The 18,765-nt window shown below is 70.7% G+C and carries 17 protein-coding genes; 1 reads left to right on the top strand and 16 read right to left on the bottom strand.

The genetic code is table 11. The features are described 5' to 3' along the window. Nucleotides 1–17: 17 nt before the first annotated feature. From AB0K08_RS11840 to ftsH, 16 genes are all read right to left on the bottom strand, one after another. On the bottom strand, nucleotides 18–2,555 hold the full coding sequence (locus AB0K08_RS11840; RefSeq protein WP_363354673.1) for an ATP-dependent Clp protease ATP-binding subunit: 2,538 nt from the start codon (nucleotides 2,553–2,555) through the stop codon (nucleotides 18–20). Nucleotides 2,556–2,686: 131 nt separating this feature from the next. Next, nucleotides 2,687–2,986 (bottom strand): Lsr2 family protein, encoded by a 300-nt coding sequence (locus AB0K08_RS11835; protein WP_363354671.1) that lies wholly within the window; start codon nucleotides 2,984–2,986, stop codon nucleotides 2,687–2,689. A 223-nt stretch (nucleotides 2,987–3,209) separates the two neighbouring features. Continuing rightward, complete coding sequence (locus tag AB0K08_RS11830) at nucleotides 3,210–3,476, bottom strand: hypothetical protein (RefSeq protein WP_363354669.1); 267 nt, start codon at nucleotides 3,474–3,476, stop codon at nucleotides 3,210–3,212. Beyond that, nucleotides 3,476–4,993: a lysine--tRNA ligase gene (gene lysS / locus AB0K08_RS11825; RefSeq protein ID WP_363354667.1), complete on the bottom strand. Its 1,518-nt coding sequence runs from the start codon at nucleotides 4,991–4,993 to the stop codon at nucleotides 3,476–3,478. Before lysS ends, AB0K08_RS11830 begins: the two co-directional genes overlap by 1 nt. A gap of 54 nt (nucleotides 4,994–5,047) precedes the next feature. Beyond that, complete coding sequence (locus AB0K08_RS11820; protein WP_363354665.1) at nucleotides 5,048–7,048, bottom strand: M13-type metalloendopeptidase; 2,001 nt, start codon at nucleotides 7,046–7,048, stop codon at nucleotides 5,048–5,050. A gap of 167 nt (nucleotides 7,049–7,215) precedes the next feature. Then, nucleotides 7,216–7,692, bottom strand: coding sequence for an SRPBCC family protein (locus AB0K08_RS11815; RefSeq protein ID WP_363354663.1), 477 nt, complete (start codon nucleotides 7,690–7,692; stop codon nucleotides 7,216–7,218). A gap of 76 nt (nucleotides 7,693–7,768) precedes the next feature. After that, complete coding sequence (gene panC, locus AB0K08_RS11810; protein ID WP_363354660.1) at nucleotides 7,769–8,785, bottom strand: pantoate--beta-alanine ligase; 1,017 nt, start codon at nucleotides 8,783–8,785, stop codon at nucleotides 7,769–7,771. A gap of 88 nt (nucleotides 8,786–8,873) precedes the next feature. After that, entirely contained in the window at nucleotides 8,874–9,821 is a 948-nt protein-coding gene (locus AB0K08_RS11805; protein WP_363354658.1) for a DUF2520 domain-containing protein, read from the bottom strand. Next, a complete protein-coding gene (locus AB0K08_RS11800) occupies nucleotides 9,818–11,605 on the bottom strand; it encodes a PH domain-containing protein (RefSeq protein WP_363354656.1) in 1,788 nt (595 codons plus the stop codon). The genes AB0K08_RS11805 and AB0K08_RS11800 overlap by 4 nt, the downstream gene beginning before the upstream one ends. Next, on the bottom strand, nucleotides 11,602–12,135 hold the full coding sequence (locus tag AB0K08_RS11795) for a PH domain-containing protein (protein ID WP_363354654.1): 534 nt from the start codon (nucleotides 12,133–12,135) through the stop codon (nucleotides 11,602–11,604). Before AB0K08_RS11795 ends, AB0K08_RS11800 begins: the two co-directional genes overlap by 4 nt. Continuing rightward, the gene (locus tag AB0K08_RS11790) at nucleotides 12,104–12,664 is read right to left on the bottom strand and encodes a DUF3180 domain-containing protein (RefSeq protein ID WP_363354652.1); all 561 of its coding nucleotides are present in this window, start codon (nucleotides 12,662–12,664) and stop codon (nucleotides 12,104–12,106) included. Before AB0K08_RS11790 ends, AB0K08_RS11795 begins: the two co-directional genes overlap by 32 nt. Beyond that, nucleotides 12,661–13,194: a 2-amino-4-hydroxy-6-hydroxymethyldihydropteridine diphosphokinase gene (gene folK / locus AB0K08_RS11785; protein WP_363354940.1), complete on the bottom strand. Its 534-nt coding sequence runs from the start codon at nucleotides 13,192–13,194 to the stop codon at nucleotides 12,661–12,663. The genes AB0K08_RS11790 and folK overlap by 4 nt, the downstream gene beginning before the upstream one ends. A gap of 35 nt (nucleotides 13,195–13,229) precedes the next feature. Then, entirely contained in the window at nucleotides 13,230–13,619 is a 390-nt protein-coding gene (gene folB / locus AB0K08_RS11780; RefSeq protein WP_363354650.1) for a dihydroneopterin aldolase, read from the bottom strand. 3 nt (nucleotides 13,620–13,622) lie between these two features. Beyond that, nucleotides 13,623–14,558 (bottom strand): dihydropteroate synthase, encoded by a 936-nt coding sequence (gene folP / locus AB0K08_RS11775; RefSeq protein ID WP_363354648.1) that lies wholly within the window; start codon nucleotides 14,556–14,558, stop codon nucleotides 13,623–13,625. A gap of 42 nt (nucleotides 14,559–14,600) precedes the next feature. Continuing rightward, nucleotides 14,601–15,197 (bottom strand): GTP cyclohydrolase I FolE, encoded by a 597-nt coding sequence (folE, locus tag AB0K08_RS11770; RefSeq protein WP_363354645.1) that lies wholly within the window; start codon nucleotides 15,195–15,197, stop codon nucleotides 14,601–14,603. 14 nt (nucleotides 15,198–15,211) lie between these two features. After that, nucleotides 15,212–17,368: an ATP-dependent zinc metalloprotease FtsH gene (gene ftsH, locus AB0K08_RS11765; RefSeq protein WP_363354643.1), complete on the bottom strand. Its 2,157-nt coding sequence runs from the start codon at nucleotides 17,366–17,368 to the stop codon at nucleotides 15,212–15,214. Between the two features lie 293 nt (nucleotides 17,369–17,661). Here ftsH and AB0K08_RS11760 point away from each other — a divergent pair, with 293 nt between their 5' ends. Continuing rightward, nucleotides 17,662–18,666 carry a hypothetical protein gene (locus tag AB0K08_RS11760; protein ID WP_363354641.1) on the top strand — a complete coding sequence of 335 codons (1,005 nt, stop codon included), beginning with the start codon at nucleotides 17,662–17,664 and terminating at the stop codon, nucleotides 18,664–18,666. The last annotated feature ends 99 nt before the right edge of the window (nucleotides 18,667–18,765 follow it).

Genomic DNA, 18,765 nt, shown 5'->3' with positions numbered 1-18,765 from the left:
AGAGGGCCTGCCGGGCCCTACTGACCGGCGGCCGAGGCCTCGATCTCCCCGTGTTCCGGGGCAGGATCCAGGGCCGCCGGCTGGTGGGCGACGCTGAACGTGAGCTTCCCCGTCTCGCCCTCGCCCTCCAGGTCCACGGTGATGGCGGAACCGGGCGTGATCTCGCCGAAGAGGATCCGCTCCGAGAGCTGGTCCTCCACGAGGTGCTGGATGGCACGGCGCAGCGGACGGGCACCCATCGCGGGATCGTAGCCCCGGTCGGCCAGGAACTCCTTGGCCGGGGTGGACACCGTGATCGTGAGGTCCTGGTCGTCCAGCCGCTTCTGCAGGCGTGCCACGAACAGGTCCACGATCTGCACGATCTCGCCCTTGGACAGCTGGGGGAAGACGATCACGTCATCCACGCGGTTCAGGAACTCCGGGCGGAAGTGCTGGCGCAGTTCCTCCTGCACCTTGCCCTTCATCCGGTCGTACCCGGTCTGGGTGTCCGCGGCGGACTGGAAGCCCGTCATGACGCCCTTGGAGATGTCCTTGGTGCCGAGGTTCGTGGTCATGATGATCACGGTGTTCTTGAAGTCGACCACGCGGCCCTGGGAGTCGGTCAGGCGGCCGTCCTCCAGGATCTGCAGCAACGAGTTGAACAGGTCGGCGTGGGCCTTCTCGACCTCGTCGAACAGCACCACGGAGAACGGGCGGCGGCGGACCTTCTCCGTCAGCTGGCCACCCTCCTCGTAGCCCACATAACCGGGAGGGGCACCGAAGAGCCGGGAGACCGTGTGCTTCTCCTGGAACTCGGACATGTCCAGGGTGATGAGGGCCTCCTCGTCACCGAACAGGAACTCGGCCAGCGCCTTCGCCAGTTCGGTCTTGCCGACACCCGTGGGCCCGGCGAAGATGAACGATCCGGAGGGCCGGTTCGGGTCCTTGAGCCCGGCCCGCGTGCGGCGGATGGCCTGGGACAGCGAGGAAATCGCCTCGTTCTGTCCGATGACCCGGTGGTGGAGCTCGGCCTCCATGTTGCGCAGGCGGTCCGTCTCCTCCTCGGTGAGCTTGAAGACGGGGATGCCGGTGGAGGCGGAGAGCACCTCGGCGATGAGGTCGTCATCCACCTCGGCGATGCCCTCGGTGACGGAGGTCCGCCACTCCTCTTCCTTCTGGTTGCGCTCGTCCGTGAGCTTCTGCTCCTGATCACGCAGGTTGGCCGCGCCCTCGAAGTCCTGGCCGTCGATGGCGGCCTCCTTCTCCGCGCGGACCTCGGCGATGCGGGCCTCGAACTCCTTGATCTCCGGCGGGGTGGTCATCCGCTTGATGCGCAGGCGGGCACCGGCCTCATCGATCAGGTCGATGGCCTTGTCCGGCAGGAACCGGTCCGAGACGTAGCGGTCGGCCAGGGTGGAGGCGGCCTTCAGGGCGCCGTCCGTGATGGAGACGCGGTGATGGGCCTCGTAGCGGTCACGCAGGCCACGGAGGATCTCCGTGGTCTCCTCCACCGAGGGCTCGTTGACCTGGATCGGCTGGAACCGACGCTCCAGGGCGGCGTCCTTCTCGATGTGCTTGCGGTACTCGTCCAGCGTCGTGGCGCCGATGGTCTGCAGCTCGCCACGGGCCAGCATCGGTTTCAGGATCGAGGCCGCGTCGATGGCGCCCTCGGCCGCACCGGCACCCACGAGCGTGTGGATCTCGTCGATGAACAGGATGATGTCCCCGCGGGTGCGGATCTCCTTGAGCACCTTCTTCAGGCGTTCCTCGAAGTCACCGCGGTAGCGGGAGCCGGCCACAAGGGACCCGAGGTCCAGCGTGTACAGCTGCTTGTCCATCAGGGTCTCCGGGACGTCGTTGCGGACGATCGCCTGGGCCAGGCCCTCCACCACCGCCGTCTTGCCGACGCCGGGCTCACCGATGAGCACGGGGTTGTTCTTGGTGCGGCGGGACAGCACCTGCATGACCCGCTCCATCTCCTGGGCGCGGCCGATGACCGGGTCCAGCTTGCCCTCACGGGCGGCAGCGGTCAGGTTGCGGCCGAACTGGTCCAGCACCACGGACCCCGCGGGGGCCCCCTCGGACTGGCCGCCGGCCGAGACGCCTGCGCCGGCGGTCTCCTTGCCCCCGGCCCCGCCCTGGTAGCCGGACAGCAGCTGGATGACGGTCTGCCGGACGCGGTTCAGGTCGGCCCCCAGCTTCACGAGGACCTGGGCGGCGACGCCCTCGCCCTCGCGGATGAGGCCGAGCAGGATGTGCTCGGTGCCGATGTAGTTGTGTCCGAGCTGCAGCGCCTCACGCAGGGAGAGCTCCAGGACCTTCTTGGCACGCGGGGTGAAGGGGATGTGGCCGGAGGGGGTCTGTTGACCCTGGCCGATGATCTCCTGTACCTGTTCGCGCACGGCGCCCAGGGAGATGTTGAGCGACTCGAGGGCCTTGGCGGCCACTCCTTCGCCTTCGTGGATCAGACCGAGCAGGATGTGCTCGGTACCGATGTAGCTGTGGTTGAGCATGCGCGCTTCTTCCTGCGCGAGCACCACCACCCGCCGGGCACGGTCCGTGAATCTCTCAAACATTTGGGCACACTCCTTGCTGACTGTGGTGTCGATGCTACGCACCGACAGACGACTTCGGGCGGCTGTTCGCCACTGGGAGAACAGCCGCCCGAGTCAGGTTCCGGGTGCTTCTGGGCCGACCGCCGGGCCGGCTACTTCTTGGCGTTGCGGTACGCCTCCACCACGTCCCGGTGCAGCCGCCCGCGGCGGGACACCTCATAGCCGTTGTCCGCCGCCCATTCACGGATCCGCGCCGCCTCGTTGGCGGGGGCCGGCGGAGCCACCGCGCGGGCCTTGCGGATGTACGTCTTCAGGGTCGACCGCAGCTCCTTGGAGTGCTCCGTGGACAAATCGATTTCATAATGACGTCCGTCCAAGGAGAACTGAACGGTTTCATCGGCCGGGCTACCGTCCAGATCATCCACCAAGACCACTTCCACCTTCTGTGCCAAGGTTCCCCCTCGTTGTTGTCTTTCCTCAACCCGGGAGCACCTTTCACCTGACGGAGTGAACCTCGGTGCTCCACCGTGCAATACGGAATCCGATCCGCAGCTACAAGTTCAGAATCCGAGTATTACCACTGCACTGCCAATGTTCAACTCGGCCAGGCCGTTAGGGCGCTATTCTCGGTAAACTCACAGGATAGTCAATGTGAGAATAATCGAGCAGCATTCATCATTCTTGTCCGGCAGCGGGGCGTTCCCCGCCCTCGGCGGGCGGCTCCTGCGCACGGCCCCCCGGCGCCTGCCGGTCCGCCTGCCGGTCCGCCTGCCGGCTGGCCCGCTCGCTGGCCCATTCACGGGCCTCACGCTCCTCGAGGACGGCCTTGGCCTCACGCTCGCCGGTGTCCACCCGGAACACGGAGCGCATGACCAACCAGAAGATCAGGGCGAGCCCCACCGAGGGGGCCAGGACCGAGAAGTAATCCCAGAAGGTGGCCATCAGTGTCCGCCCCCGGGGGCCTCGGGCTTGAGCAGCGGGAACAGGATGGTCTCCCGGATGCCCGCCCCCGTGAACAGCATGACGAGCCGGTCGATGCCCAGGCCGATGCCGCCCATCGGCGGGGCCCCGTACTCCAGGGCCCGCAGGAAGTCGTCGTCCAGCTGCATGGCCTCGTCGTCCCCGGCGGCGGCGGCCTGGGACTGCGCGACGAGCCGCTCGCGCTGGATCACCGGGTCGATCAGCTCGGAGAACGCGGTCCCCCGTTCCATGCCGCCGATGATCAGGTCCCAGGCCTCGATCACCCCGGGCTGATCGCGGTGCGGCCGCGCCAGCGGCTGGGCGGCCGGCGGGTAGTTGTAGACGAAGGTGGGGTCGATCAGGGTCGGCTCCACGATCTCGCCGAACAGCTCGATGACCAGCTTCTCCGCGTCCCAGAACGGGTCGAAGCCGACCTGGTGCTCCTCGGCCACCGCCCGCAGCTCCTCGACGGTCGTCTCCGGGGTGATCTCCCGCCCCGCCGCCTCGGACAACCCCGGGTAGACCTCCACCCAGGCCCAGTCACCGTCCAGGTTGATGGTGCCCTGCGGGGTCTGAAGCAGCCGGCCGGCACCCACGGCGTCCGCGGCGTTCAGGATCATCTCCTGCATCCGTTCCGCCATGACGTACATGTCCGCCCACGCCTCATAGGACTCCAGCGTGGTGAACTCGGGAGAGTGCGTGGAGTCCACGCCCTCGTTGCGGAAGACCCGGCCGATCTCGAAGACCCGGTCGATCCCGCCCACCACCGCGCGCTTGAGGTACAGCTCGGTGGCGATGCGCAGGGTCATGTCCTGGTCGAAGGCGTTGAGGTGGGTCTCGAACGGCCGCGCGTGGGCGCCGCCGTGGATCAGCTGCAGCACCGGGGTCTCGACCTCCACGTAGTCGTGGGATTCGAGCGTGGACCGGATCGACCGGATGATGGCGGCGCGGTCGTGCACCATTTTCCGGGCCTCCGGACGGACGATCAGGTCCGCGTAGCGCTGGCGGACGCGGGTCTCCTCGTTGAGCTCTGCGTGCAGGACCGGCAGGGGGCGCAGGGCCTTGGACGCCATCTGCCAGGAGCCGGCCATGATGGACAGCTCGCCGCGGCGCGAGGCGATGACCTCACCGGTGACGGCGACGTGGTCGCCCAGGTCCACCAGTCGCTTCCACGCCGCGAGGGACTCCTCCCCGACGTTCGCCAGGGAGACCATCACCTGCAGGCGGACCCCCTCGCCGCCGTCGCCCCCTTCCTGGAGCGTGGCGAAGCACAGCTTGCCGGTGTTCCGCAGGAACACCACTCGGCCGGCGATCCCCACGGTCTCACCGGTCTCCGTGCCGGGCTCCAGGTCTGGATGGGCCACGCGGACCTGGTGCAGCGAGTGGGTGCGCGCCACCGCCACCGGGTAGGCCTGGCGGCCCGAGTCCAGGATCTCGGCTCGCTTGTCATGGCGCACCTGGCGCTGGTCCGTGCTGCTGATGGGATTGTCCGTGCTCACGGTCATCCAGTCTACGTGCCCCCGCCGAGGCCCGCGGTGACCGCGGGAGGCGGCCTACCAGATGGTGACCCGCTGCTGCGGGTCCAGCCACATCGCGTCCCCCGGCTCGGTTCCGTACGCGGCGTGGAAGGCGTCCAGGTTCTTCACCACCTGGTTGCAGCGGAACTCGTTCGGCGAATGCGGGTCCGAGGTGATGCGGGTGATGGCCGTCTCCGTGCGGGTCAGCTGGCGCCAGCACTCCGCCCAGGAGGCGAAGAAGGCCCGGTCCTGTTCCCGCGCGGCATCCTCGTCCCCGCCGGAGCCGTCCGCGTGCTCCTCCCGCCAGATGCCCAGGGCCTGGTGGGCGATGCCGAGTCCGCCCAGGTCGCCGATGTTCTCGCCGAGGGTGAGCTCGCCGTTGACCTGGTGCTCGGGCGCCTCGGCGGGCCGCAGGGCCTCGTACTGGCCCACCAGCTGGGCGGTCCGCTCCTCGAAGGCCGCACGGTCGGCGTCGGTCCACCAGTTCTGGAGGGACCCGTCCCCGGCGTACTGCGAGCCCTGGTCGTCGAAGCCGTGGCCGATCTCATGGCCGATCACGGCACCGATCGCGCCGAAGTTCTCCGCCGCCAGCCGGGCCGGGTCGAAGAACGGGGCCTGCAGGATGGCGGCCGGGAACACGATGGCGTTCTCCAGCGGGGAGTAGTAGGCGTTGACCGTCTGCGGGGTCATGTGCCATTCCTCCGGGTCCGGGCCCGTCTCGATCTTGGCCAGGTCCCGCTCGAACTCGAAGGCGTTCGCCGCGCGGACGTTGGCGATCAGGTCCCCGGGGTCCACGGTGAGGGCGGAGTAGTCGATCCACTTCACGGGGAAGCCCACCATGGGGTTGAACATGGACAGCTTCTCCAGGGCCTTCTGCCGGGTCTCCTCGCCCATCCAGTCCAGCGTGCCGATGGAGCGCCGGTAGGCCTCGGTGAGGGCGGAGATCAGCTCGTCCATGGCGGCCTGGTGGCCCGCGGGGAAGTGCTTGGCCACGTACAGCCGGCCCACGTCCTCCCCCACGGCGCCGTTGACGAAGGAGACGCCCCGCTTCCAGCGGGGCCGGACCTCCTCGGTGCCGGCGATCTTGCGGCCGTAGAACTCGAAGTTCTCGGCGACGAAGGCCTCCGTGAGGTACGGCGCGGCGGAACGCAGCAGCTGCAGCTGCAGCCAGCGCTTCCACGTCTCGAGGTCCTCCTGCACCAGCAGCGTCTGCATCGCCGCCAGGAAGTCCGGCTGCCACGCCACGACCTCCTCGCTGCGGGCCCCCGCAGCGCCCACGCCCTCGAGCCAGGGCCCGGCCAGCGGGAAGGAGTCGAGCAGCGCGGCGTGATCCATCAGGTTGTAGCGGGCCACGGCGTCCCGGACCTTGACCACGTCCCAGTGCGCGGCCGCGATCTTCGTCTCGAGGTCCACCACGAGGTCGGCGTCCCGCTGGGCCTCCTGCCGGTCCCCGCCGATCCCGGCGAGCATGAACAGGTTGTCCACGTGCTGGCGGTAGTCCGTCACCAGCGGGGCGAACTTCTCCTCGCGGTAGTAGGACTCATCCGGCAGGCCCAGCCCGTCCTGGATGAGGTGCAGCAGCATCCGCTCGGGGTTGCCGGCGTCGTTCAGGGCGCCGGTGCCGATCAGCCCGCTGACGCCGGCCCGTTGGAGCTGCCCGGAGAGCCGGATGAACTCCTCCGGCGTGGAGACGGACTCGATCTGCGCCAGATCGGCCACGATCGGCTCCAGCCCGCGGTCCTCGACCCCGGAGGAGTCCATGAAGGAGGCGTAGAGGGCACCGATGCGGCGTCGGGCGCCAGCGTCGTCGTCCCCCGCGGTGACGGGCCCGGACTCCCCACCGGCGCCGGGGCCGGACCAGAACGAGGCCGCGGCGTCCTCGGCGAGGTGTCTCACGGCCAGCTCCGAGGCGTCCCGCAACTCCATGAACGCCCCGTAGGCGCCCTGGTCCGCGGGGATCGTGTGGGACTGGAGCCAAGCACCGTTGACGTGCCGGTAGAGGTCCTCGCGGGCGGTCGGCTGGCTGGTCACAGTCACTGAGGGGCTCCTTGGCGTATCCGGGGCACGACGGCGGCGCCCGGCCCTCCGAGGGCAGGTCGCCGTGGGTGGCGGGCCGGCTCAGGGCCGGTCCGGCGTTCCCCCGATCCTAGCGGTGCCGCCGGGGCCGTGACCCGGGCCCTCGCCCGCGCCCTCTGCCCGCCTGCTCAGACCAGGGACTGCAGCCGGGCCAGGGAGGCGTCCATCTGGTCCTCGCTGATGGCGGGGAAGATGTTCTTCGCCAGCAGGTCCGGATCCGTCACCTGGGACCAGTCGTAGGTGAGGGAGACCTCGGTGGTGTCCTGGTCCACCGACTGCAGCTGGTACACCCACTGCCAGCCGCCGGGTTCCCCGCCGACCGCGCCGGGCTTCCAGCCGACGAGCTTGTTCTCGTCATAGGCCACCACATGGTTCTCCCGCTGATAGTCACCGCCCTGGGACTCGGCGTGCATGTTCATCACGAACGTGTCGCCGACCTGCTGGATGCGCTGGGACTTCTCGTCGGCACGGACCATCTCCGAGCCGTCGAACTCCTGGTGGCGGGCCGGCAGGGTCAGGATCTGGAAGATGTCCTTGGCCGGGGCCTCGATGGTCCGGGTGACGGTCTGCTTCTTCTCGCCGTGGGCGGTCTCATTCATCGTCATGGCCCACCCTAAACACGGGCGGCCGCCCGCTTTCAAGACCGAGCCGGCGCCCGCTCAGGGCACGCTCAGCAAGCGTTCAGCCGGTGGCGGGCGGCAGGATGACGTTGTCGATGAGGCGGACGGGCTCGAACACCGCGGCCACCAGCGCCAGGGCCTCCCGGTGAAGCGGCGCGGTCAGCTGCTCGGGGCTCAGCGGCTCGAGCGTCGCGTGGTCCACGACCTCGAGGTAGTCCAGGACCGCCAGCGGCTCGGCCCGCACCAGCGCGCGGGCACCGGCCAGGTCCACCGGCCGGCCGGCGTCGGCGTCCCGGCGAAGCCCGGCCAGGGCGCGGTGCAGCACCAGGGCCGCCGCGAGGGAGTCCGGGGAGAGCCGGGTGTTCCGGCTCGAGAGGGCCAGCCCCTCCGGCGAGCGCACGAGCGCCACGGGCCGGATCTCCACGGCGATGTCGAGGTCGGCCTGCAGGCGGCGCAGCACCGCCAGCTGCTGGGCGTCCTTCTGGCCGAAGTAGCTGCGCAGCCGGGCCGGGGCCGGGGGCGCGGTGATGTTCCACAGCTTGGCCACCACGGTGCAGACGCCGTCGAAGTGCCCGGGACGGGAGGCCCCCTCCAGGACCTCCCCCATCCGCCCGGCGCTCACCGTGACGATCGGGGCATCGGGGTACCCCGGGTACATCTCCTGCACGTCCGGCGCGAAGACCAGTTCACAGCCGGCGGCACCGAGGATCGCACGGTCCGCCTCCAGCGTGCGCGGGTAGTGCTCGAGGTCGGCGGGATCCCCGAACTGGAGGGGGTTGACGAACACCGTGGCGATGACGATGTCATTCTCCGCGCGGGCCTGGCGGACCAGTGCCGCGTGGCCGCCGTGCAGGGCACCCATGGTGGGGACCAGTCCCACGGTGGGCTCGTCGATCCCGGCCTGGACGGCGGCTCGCACCTTCTCGGCGAGCGCCGCCTGGAACGCGGCGCGGGTGGTGAGCACCTGAGGCAGCGGGCCGGTGGAGCCGGGGGTCGCCGGCGTGGTGGCGTCCTCCAGGGTCAGGCCGGTGCCGGTGGGGACGGGGGTGCGGTCGGGGGCGCGGTCGAGCGGGGTCACGCAGGAGAGTCTAGGGCTGAGCGCCCCCATCGAGTCGTCAGTTGCGGTAGCGGTTGGACTCCGATCGGCACGGCAACTGACGATTCGACTACCGGCCCAGCAGCGTCAGCAGCTCGGCCACGGTCGCCTCGGACAGGGCGCCGCGGGCCAGGGCGCGCTGGGCGGTCGCGGCGGCCATGGCGCGGTACGCCTGCCCGACGTCGGCCGGGATGCCTTCCCCGGCCCCCTCGCCCACCAGCGCGTCCAGCACGTCGAGGTGCCGGCGCACCGTGCCCACGTCCCCGCGGGCCACCGGTCCGGTCAGGGCCCCGTCCCCGTTGGACAGGGCGTTCTCGAGCGAGGCGGACATCAGGGGTGCGAGCATCCTCTCGGTCTGCTCCACCCCGATCGAGGCCAGCAGCTGCGCCGACTGGGCGGCCAGGGTCACCAGGTGGTTCGAGGCATGGGACAGTGCGGCGTGATAGGTCCCGCGGTCCTGCTCGCGGATCACCGCCGGCTCTCCGCCCATCTCCACCACGAGGGCCTGGGCCACCGGCAACACCACCGCATCCGCGCTCACCCCGAACATGCAGTCCTGCAGCCGGGCCAGGTCCAGGGTGAGGCCGGTGAAGGACATGGCCGGGTGGATCGCCAGCGGGATGGCACCGGCACCGCGCACCGGGTCCAACACGGAGACCCCGTGGCGTCCCGAGGTGTGCACCACGAGGTGGCCGGCCTGGAAGTGGCCGGCCTCGGCCAGTCCGGCCACCAGCTCCGGCAGGGCGTCGTCCGGCACGGCGAACAGGACCATCTCGGAGCGGCGGAGGATCTCGGGGACCTCGAGGACGGGCACCTCGGGCAACAGGGATTCCGCCCGGGTGCGGGAGGCCTCGGAGACCGCATGGACCCCGGTGACGGCATGTCCGGCGTTGCGCAGGGCGGCTCCGAGCACGGCGCCGACCTTGCCGGCCCCGATCACGCCGACCCCGAGCCGGCCCGGGCGGTGCTGTGGCGCCGCCCCGGAGGGATCGGCCCGTCCGATGCCGGGCCCGGTCACTGCTGCACCGCCTGACGGGTGCGCTGGTCGAAACGCTCGAGTTCCTCCTGGCGCATCCACTGGTTCCGGTCCCGCATCCGCCGGGAGACGGCGGCGATGTCCGCCTCCTCGAGGAACAGCCGGGCCGCGACCTCCTCGTCCGCGTGGACCAGCTGCGGGGCCACCGGGCCGGGCGTGGAGTGGAAACGCAGCGTGGCCACGGACAGCCGCCGCAACAACGGCCCCTGTTGCAGGTCCACGGACTGGATCCGCTCGTGGGGGATCAGCTGCAGGTAGCGCTCCAGGCGGCCCGAGCGCAGCATCAGCAGGGTGCGGGTGGAGCGGTAGGCGTTGCGCCTCCAGGTCAGCGGGTCCAGCCACCACACCCGCCGCGGCGCACAGGTGAAGCCGTGCCCGTCACCGAGGCCGGTGATCCCCTCCCGGATGACCGCCGGCGCGTCCTCGAACTGGTCCGGGGCATCGTCGGACTGGTCCGGCGCGTCCTGGGACTGGTCCGGGGCGGTCTCGAGTTCCTCCGGGACCATAGCCGTGCGCTCCGGGCCCAGGCCGGGATCCGGGACCACCACGGAGAGGACGCGCATGACGTCCTCGATGGTGCCGACCGGCAGCACCAACGACTTGTCGGCTGCGCCGCCCTCGATGGACGGGCCGTACCCGGCCACGTTGACGACCATCTTGTACCAGCCGAAAGGTCTCCACAGCAGGCCCTGGCTGACCCGCACGGCCTGCACGCGTCCCGGGGGGACGGTCTGCTGCGAGGTCTCCAGCAGCCCGTAGCGCAGCCGCATCCCGTCCGGGGAGGTGGCCACGGTGAAGTTGTAGCCCTTGTTGAAGCCGCCCCAGACCACGCCGATGAGTGAGAACGCGAAGGGGATGAGCGCGAAGAGCAGGACCAGCCACCAGTTGTCCTCGCCCTCCTGCGGCAGCACCGTGTCCAGGACCGCGGCCGCCACGACCATGAGGATCAGGATGGACAGCATGACCACCACCGCGGTGGACAGCATCAGGGAGCCGATCATCCGCCCCACGGGTACCTGCAGCATGACCTGCTCCGGCGCCTCGGGGATCGGCGCGGCGCCAACGTCCTCGGGCGGTTCCGCCCCGTCGGCTTCCTCGGTGGTGGCTGCGGCGGCCGCGCCCGCCGCCACAGCCAACCCCGCCGGGCCGGCCGGGCCGAGCTCCGCCGCCGTCTCGGGGCTCACCCCGGCACGGATGCCGGCCGCCCGTCCCATGATCTCGGCGCGCAGGACGCGGGCCTCGGCCTCCTTGATGAAGGACAGCTGCATGGCGGTGGAGCCGCCGTCGGCCGCCTCGAACTTGAGCTCGGCCAGACCGAAGATGCGGGCCAGCAGCGGCTGGCGGATGTCCACCGCCTGCACGCGGTCGTAGCGCACCCGCCGGTGCTGGCGGAAGATCACGCCGGTGTCCAGCAGGACCTGCTCGTCCGCGAGTTGGTACTTCGTGAAGCGCCAGGAGAAGTAGTAGATCACCACCATGATCACGAAGACCCCGGCATAGACGGCCAGGGTGATCCACAGCCCCCGGGCCGCCTGGAACTCGCCTTGGCCCAGCAGGGCCCGGATGGCGTCCTCGCCGAAGGACTGGCTGCCGAAGAAGAGCATGGCCACGAGGATCACCCAGCCGCGCACCCAGGGGCTGATGGGGTGCACGCGGTGCCACTCGCCGTCGGCCGCCTCCGGTCGCCTGCGCGGCGTCTGGCCGTCCGCCGCGTCAGGCCGTTCGTCCGGCCCCTGGCCGTCCGCTTCCGCTGGCTGGCCCGTCATAGGCCCGCCAGCCTCGCCTGGCCGCGGGCCATCAGGGCGTCACGCAGTCGTTCGCTGTCCTCGACCGGGATGCCCTCGATGGTGGCGTTGGTGGAGGCGGATGCGGTCTGCAGCTCGAGCGAGCGGATGCCGAAGCGCCGTTGCAACGGCCCCTCCTTGACGTCCAGGTACTGCAGGCGGCCATAGGGCACGGCCAGCACGCGGCGGAACCAGAGACCGGACTTGAACAGGAAGTCGTCCTCCCGCTCGGCGAAGCCCATGGCGGCCACGCGGCGCGGGACCAGGAGCATGTCCACCCCGCCCCACACCAGGGCCACCGCCGGCACCAGCCAGGCCAGCCAGGCCGGATAGCCGGGCCAGACGCCGGTGAGCATGAGCACCAGCGGAACGCACAGCACGGCGGTGATGATGACCGTGCCGATCACCAAGGCGAACAGCTGCGCCGGGATCAGCTTCGGGGAGACCGGGGTCCACTCCACGTCCTCGAGGCCGCGCACGTCACGGGCCCCTCGTTCTTGCTGTGCTGGCATAGCCGCCTTCCCCCTCAGGGCCGTAGGCGGGACCGGAGCGCCCCCGGTTCCCCCCGCCGTTCCTGCCGTCTGTATCCGTGGCGCCGTCCGCCCCGTCATCCGGGGGCACCCGGCAGAACTGTTCCACGATGTACCCCACGATAACCAGTACCAATCCCGCGATCACCATCAGCAGCGCGTCATTCACCGTGGCGGTGCCGAAGCCCGTGGCCGCGGTCAGGTGCACCAACACCCCACCGTGCCAGCCGGCGATCAGGACTCCGGCGTAGGAGCCCGCCTGGGCCAGCGCCAGGGTGCGGGTGGCCACCAGCGGGTTCATCCGGGCCGCGAGCGGGCGCCGCTTGTCCCGCTGGACGCGGATCCCCAGCACCAGCACGAGGACGGCCACCGCGCCCAGGGTGATCAGGGAGGACCGCACCAGCACCGGCGCCACCACCCCCGCGCCCGCCGCCAGCAGGGCGGCCACCCAGCCCAGCCCGCCGGACACCAGCAGGATCAGCAGCAGCCACAGCGGGCGGATCCCGGTCATGAGCCCGGCCCTCCCGGTGACTGGCCGCCGGGCAGGCGGGTGAGGGAGCCGGCGTCGTCCGCCTGGGCCGCGAGGTCCGCCACCCGCGCTCCGGACAGGGTGGCCTCCGGGTCCAGCCAGGACCATGGGGCGAGCACGAAGGCTCGGGTGTGGGCGCGCGGGTGGGGCAGCGTCAACACCGGGTCATCAGATGTCAGGTCCCCGTAGGTGATGACATCGATATCCAGGGTGCGCGGGCCCCAACGGACGTCACGGGTGCGGTGGTGGGCCTGCTCGATCCCCTGGCCCACGGCGAGCAGGGCCGTCGGCGAGAGCCGGGTCGCCACGGTCACCACCAGGTTCAGGTAGTCCGGCTGCCCCGCGGGCCCGCCCACCGGCCGGGTCCGGGCCACCGGGGACACCCCGGTCACCTCGATCCCCGGGGTGTCCTGCAGCTGGCGGACCGCCTCCTCCACGGTGGCGGCCGCGTCCCCGAGGTTGGCGCCGAGGGCCAGGACGGCACCGACGGGGTCCTGCGGGACGCGGTCCAGCCCGGCGTCGGATCCGGCGGTCGGCCCGGCGGCGGTCACGTCCGGCTCCGGTACACCGAGACCGCGACGTCGGCGAATTCCGCCTCGATGGGCGCGTGCGGCTTGTGCACGGTCACCTCGACGGCGGCGGCCACCGGCTGCTCGGCCAGCAGCGCCCCGGCGATCCGATCCGCGACGGTCTCGATGAGGTCCAGGGACTCCCCCGTGATCACCCGCAGCACCGTGGCGGCGACCTGGGCGTAGTTCACCGTGTGCGCCAGGTCGTCGCCGGCGGCGGCCGGGGCGGCGTCCAGGTGAACCACCACGTCCGTGGTGAACTCCTGGCCGTCCCGCTTCTCCGCCTCGAACACCCCGTGGTAGCCCCGGGCCCTCAGCCCCGTGAGCGTGATGCGGTCAGCGGGCCGGCCCCCGGTGCTCCCGCCCATGGCTCAGGCCTCGGCCTGGGCGGTCGCGGCCTGAGGACCGAGCCAGGCCCGTGCGGTCCGGACCGCGTGGAGGGAGGGCTCCACCGTGTGCACGCGCACGCCCCACACCCGGTGCTGGGCCGACAGCGCGGTGACGGCCGCGGTGGCGTGGTCCCGCTCCGCCGGAACGGGCTCGGCCCCCGAGTCGGAGGCGAGCAGGGTACCCAGGAACCGCTTGCGGGAGGCCGCCACGAGGACGGGGAACCCGAGGGACTGCAGGCGGTCCAGGCCGCGCAGCAGGTCCCAGTTCTGGGTGCCGGCCTTCGAGAAGCCCAGCCCCGGATCCAGGATGAGCTGCTCCGGCAGCACGCCGGCGGCGAGGAACGCCTCCGCGAGGTCCGTCAGCTCGCGTGCCACGTCCTCGACCACGTCCTCGTAGTCGGTCAGGGAGTCCATGGTCTGGGCGGTGCCGCGGTTGTGCATGAGGATGTACGTCGCGCCGGTGCGGGCGATCAGCTCCGGCATGTCCGGCTCATAGTTCAGCCCGGAGACGTCGTTGATGATGACCTCGCCCAGCTTGAGCGCCGCCTCGGCGGTGGCCACGTGCATGGTGTCCACCGAGACGACCGCCCCGGCCTTCAGCAGGGCCTCGACCACGGGCAGGATGCGGTTCTGCTCCGTCAGCGTGTCGACGGCCTCGGCCCCCGGCCGCGTGGACTCACCACCGACGTCGATGATGTCCGCACCGGAGTACAGCAGGCGCAGGCCCTGCTCGATCGCGGCCTCCGCGTCCAGGTAGGCGCCGCCGTCCGAGAACGAGTTGTGCGTGACGTTGAGGATCCCCATCACGAGGGTGCGGTCCGTGGGAAGGTCGGCCAGGGTGCGGCGGCGGATCTTGCGGATCACCGTCATCGGTCCCGTGTTCGGGCCGGTTCCGGTCGATGCGGCCATCGAATCCATCAGGTGTGGTCCTTTCGTGGAGCGGGTGGGATCCGGCCGGCGTCAGCCGTGCAGGATCAGGCTCATCGCCTCGGACCGTGTGGAGGCCTCACGCAACTGGCCCCTCACGGCCGAGGTGACCGTCTTGGCGCCCGGCTTGCGGACCCCGCGCATGGACATGCACATGTGCTCGGCCTCGATCACCACGATCGCCCCGCGCGGGGTCAGGTGGGTCATCAGGGCCTCCACGATCTGCGTGGTCAACCGCTCCTGGACCTGCGGACGCCGGGCGTAGACCTCCACGAGCCGGGCCAGCTTGCTCAGGCCGGTCACCCGGCCCTCCGGGTTCGGGATGTAGCCGATGTGGGCCGCCCCGTGGAAGGGCACCAGGTGGTGTTCGCACGTGGAGTAGAACGGGATGTCCTTCACCAGCACGAGTTCCTCGTGGGAGATGTCGAAGGTGGTGCCCAGGATCTCCCCCGGGTCCTGCACGAGCCCGGCGAAGAACTCGTCGTAGGCCTTGGCCACCCGCTGGGGGGTGTCCTGCAGCCCCTCCCGGTCCGGGTCCTCACCGATCGCCTCCAGGATCTCCCGCACGGCGGCCTGGATGCGGGGGCGGTCCACGCCGGCGGTGCCCGGCTGGCGTTGCTTCTCGTTCACGGTCCCGGTCCTCTTCATTCCTGGTCGGTGCGCGGCAGGTCGGTCCGCGGCAGGTCGGTGCGCGGCAGGTCGCTGGGACCGGCCGGGCCGCCGGGCCGTCCGGTGCCGCCGTCGGGCTCACCGGGCAGCTGGCTACCCGGGGTGGGGTCCACCGTGGGGCTCAACGAGTCCGAGGTGGACTCCGGATCCACCGCCTCCGGTGCGGCGTCGTCCCGAGGCGCCGGGCCGACGTCGCCATTCTTCCCCGCGAGCGCCCGGCGCTCCGCCGGTGACAGCACGGGGGGCTGCGTGGAGACCGGCCGGTCCTCGCTGGACAACCAGACCTGGCGGGGCTCACGCTGGCGGATCCCGGCGAAGATCTCCGCGATCTGGGCCTGGTTCAGGGTCTCCTTCTCCAGCAGCTCATAGGCCAGCCGGTCCAGGATCTCCCGGTTGGCGTTGATGATCCAGTAGGCCTCGTCATGGGCGGCGTCCAGCAGCTGGCGCACCTCGGCGTCCACCATGCCGGCCACCTGCTCGGAGTACTCGCGGCCGCTGCCCATGTCCCGGCCCATGAAGGGCTCGCCGCTGCCGGAGCCGAGCTTCACGGCCCCGACGCGTTCGCTCATGCCGTACTCGGTGACCATCTTCTTGGCCGTGTCCGTGGCCTTGGAGATGTCGTTCGAGGCGCCGGTGGAGGGGTCGTGGAAGATGATCTCCTCGGCCACGCGGCCGCCCATGGCGTAGGCGAGCTGGTCCAGCAGCTCGTTGCGGGTGACCGAGTACTTGTCGTCCTCCGGGACCACCATGGTGTAGCCCAGGGCGCGGCCGCGGGGCAGGATGGTGATCTTGGTGACCGGGGCCGAGTTGCGCAGGCCGGCGGCCACCAGCGCGTGACCGCCCTCGTGGTAGGCGGTGACCTTGCGTTCGTGCTCCTTCATCAGGCGGGAGCGCTTCTGCGGGCCGGCCATGACGCGGTCCACGGCCTCATCGAGGGCGCGGTCGTCGATCAGCTGGGCATTGGAGCGGGCCGTGAGCAGGGCGGCCTCGTTGAGCACGTTGGCCAGGTCCGCACCGGTGAACCCGGGGGTGCGCTTGGCCAGCGAGCGCAGGTCGGTGCCCTCGGCCATGGGCTTGCCCTGCGCGTGCACCGAGAGGATCTGGTGGCGGCCGTCCAGGTCCGGGGCCTCCACGGGGATCTGCCGGTCGAAGCGGCCCGGGCGCAGCAGGGCGGGATCCAGGACGTCCGGGCGGTTGGTGGCCGCGATGAGGATCACGTTGGTGGTGGCGTCGAAGCCGTCCATCTCCACCAGGAGCTGGTTCAGGGTCTGCTCACGCTCGTCGTTGCCGCCGCCCACGCCGGCACCGCGGTGGCGGCCGACGGCGTCGATCTCGTCCACGAAGATGATGGCCGGGGAGTTGGTCTTGGCCTGCTCGAAGAGGTCACGCACGCGGGATGCGCCCACGCCCACGAACATCTCCACGAAGTCCGAGCCGGAGATCGAGTAGAACGGCACGCCCGCCTCGCCGGCCACGGCCTTGGCCAGCAGGGTCTTGCCCGTGCCGGGAGGCCCGTAGAGCAGCACGCCCTTGGGGATCTTGGCGCCCACGGCCTGGAACTTGGCGGGCTCGGCGAGGAACTCCTTGATCTCGTGGAGTTCCTCCACGGCCTCCTCGGCACCCGCCACGTCCACGAAGGTCACCTGCGGCATGTCCTTGGTGATGAGCTTGGCCTTGGACTTGCCGAACTGCATGACCTTGCCGCCGCCACCCTGCATCCGGGACAGCAGGAACCAGAAGACCAGGCCGATCAGCAGGAAGGGGATGAGGAAGCCCAGCATGGACAGCAGCCAGTTGTTCTGCACCGGCTCGTCCGTGAAACCGTCCAGCCCGGAGTCGTCGATGGCCGCCACGACGTTCTCGGCACGGGCCGTGGAGTAGTAGAAGTAGACGTCCGTACCGAGGTCCCGGCCGTCCTGGGAGTAGGACTCGCGCAGGGTCAGGTCGACCCGCTGTTCACCGTCCTGGATCTTCGCCTGGGCCGCCTTGTTCTCCTGAAGCAGCGTCAACCCCACGTTGGTGTCCACGCGGGCGGAGGAGCCCTGGGTCAGCGCCGGGATGATCAGCATCAGGAACACGGCGGCCAAAACGATCCAGATGATCGGGCCCTTGAAGACCTTCTTGGCTTTCAACAACTCTCCTGACCTTCGACCTGCGCGGTGGGCACGGCGTGTCCACGTCGGTACGGCGGCATGCGGGGGGCCGCGCGGGGTCACTGACGCGAGCCACCGGACCAGGGCACAGCCGTACCCGTCCACGGTACCGGGCGTCAGTCTACGGGGGACTCCTGGGGCCCGGCCGTTCGCAACCGGAGGAATGGCTGGGCGACGGCTGCAGGGCGCCTGTTCGGGGCTGACTGTGGGGGCGCGATCACCACCTGTGGATAACCGCCGCACGATGCCGCGGAGCATCGGAGACTGGGGTGGTGCGTCATCCCCGTCCGCTCCCGGAGGCTCTGAGGGTCGGCGTGTTCACCCGCGCCGAGGCCCTGGCGGCCGGGGTGTCCGTCGAGCGGCTTCGGCGCCGGGACATCGTGCGGGTCAGCCGGGGACGGTACCGCTGGCGTGGGCCCCGCACCGAGCCCGCGGCCACCACGCAGTCCGGCCCTGCAGGACCCGAGATCGGCTCGACCGAGGCGGGTCCCGTCCACAGGTCGTTGCCGTTGGCGTCCACCGTCCTGGCCGCGGTGCCCGACTCCTGTGCATCCCACACCACGGCCGCCCTGCTCCGATCATGGTGGCTTCCGGAGCAGTGGGTCTCTCCGCCGACGGTGCACGTCATCCGTCCGGCCTCTCGATCACGGTTGGAGCGTCGCCCCGTGGTCACGCACTTCTCCGACGTTCTGGACGAGGACATCGTGCGCATCCACGGCCGCCGGGTCACCTCGGTGGAGAGGACGTGGCTGGACTGTGCCTCCCTGTTGACCCTCACGGAGCTCGTGATGCTGGGTGACTCCCTGGTCCGGGTGCCCCGCGCCTGGGCGGAGTCACGGAGCGAACCCTCCACCACGGTGCAGCGGCTTCGAGACGGTGTGGGCCGGTATGCGGGCCTGTCCGGAATCACCAGGGCGCGGGAGGCATTGGGCCTGATCAGGACGAGCTCTGACTCTCCGAAGGAGTCCCAGTTCCGGCTGGCGATGCTCCGGGCCGGGCTCCCCGAGCCGACGTTGCAGGTCGAATGCTGGGACCCCGAGTACTCGGCACATTTCCCGGCCACCGCAGACCTGGGCTACCCCGGTTGGAAGATCGCCCTCCAGTACGAGGGGGAGCACCACGGCAACACAGAGCAGCTGAAGAGGGACCTACGGCGCGATCAGGCCTTCATCCGGCAGGGCTGGACCGTGTTGAGGTTCGGCGCAGACGATGCCCGCGAGGGATTCCGCGGCGCGATCGGCCTGGTGCGCCGGGCCATCCGCACGGTAGCCGCCTGACGGAAGAAATTCTCGGGGGGTTGGGGGGGGGGGGGGGGGGGGGGCCGGCGGCCGGGGGGGGGGCCCCACCCCCCCCCAGAAAATGGGGGGGGGGGGTCC

Origin of the sequence: Citricoccus sp. NPDC055426, assembly GCF_040677445.1 — a bacterium.
Taxonomy (GTDB): domain Bacteria; phylum Actinomycetota; class Actinomycetes; order Actinomycetales; family Micrococcaceae; genus Citricoccus.
This window is presented reverse-complemented; position numbering and strand designations above follow the sequence as displayed.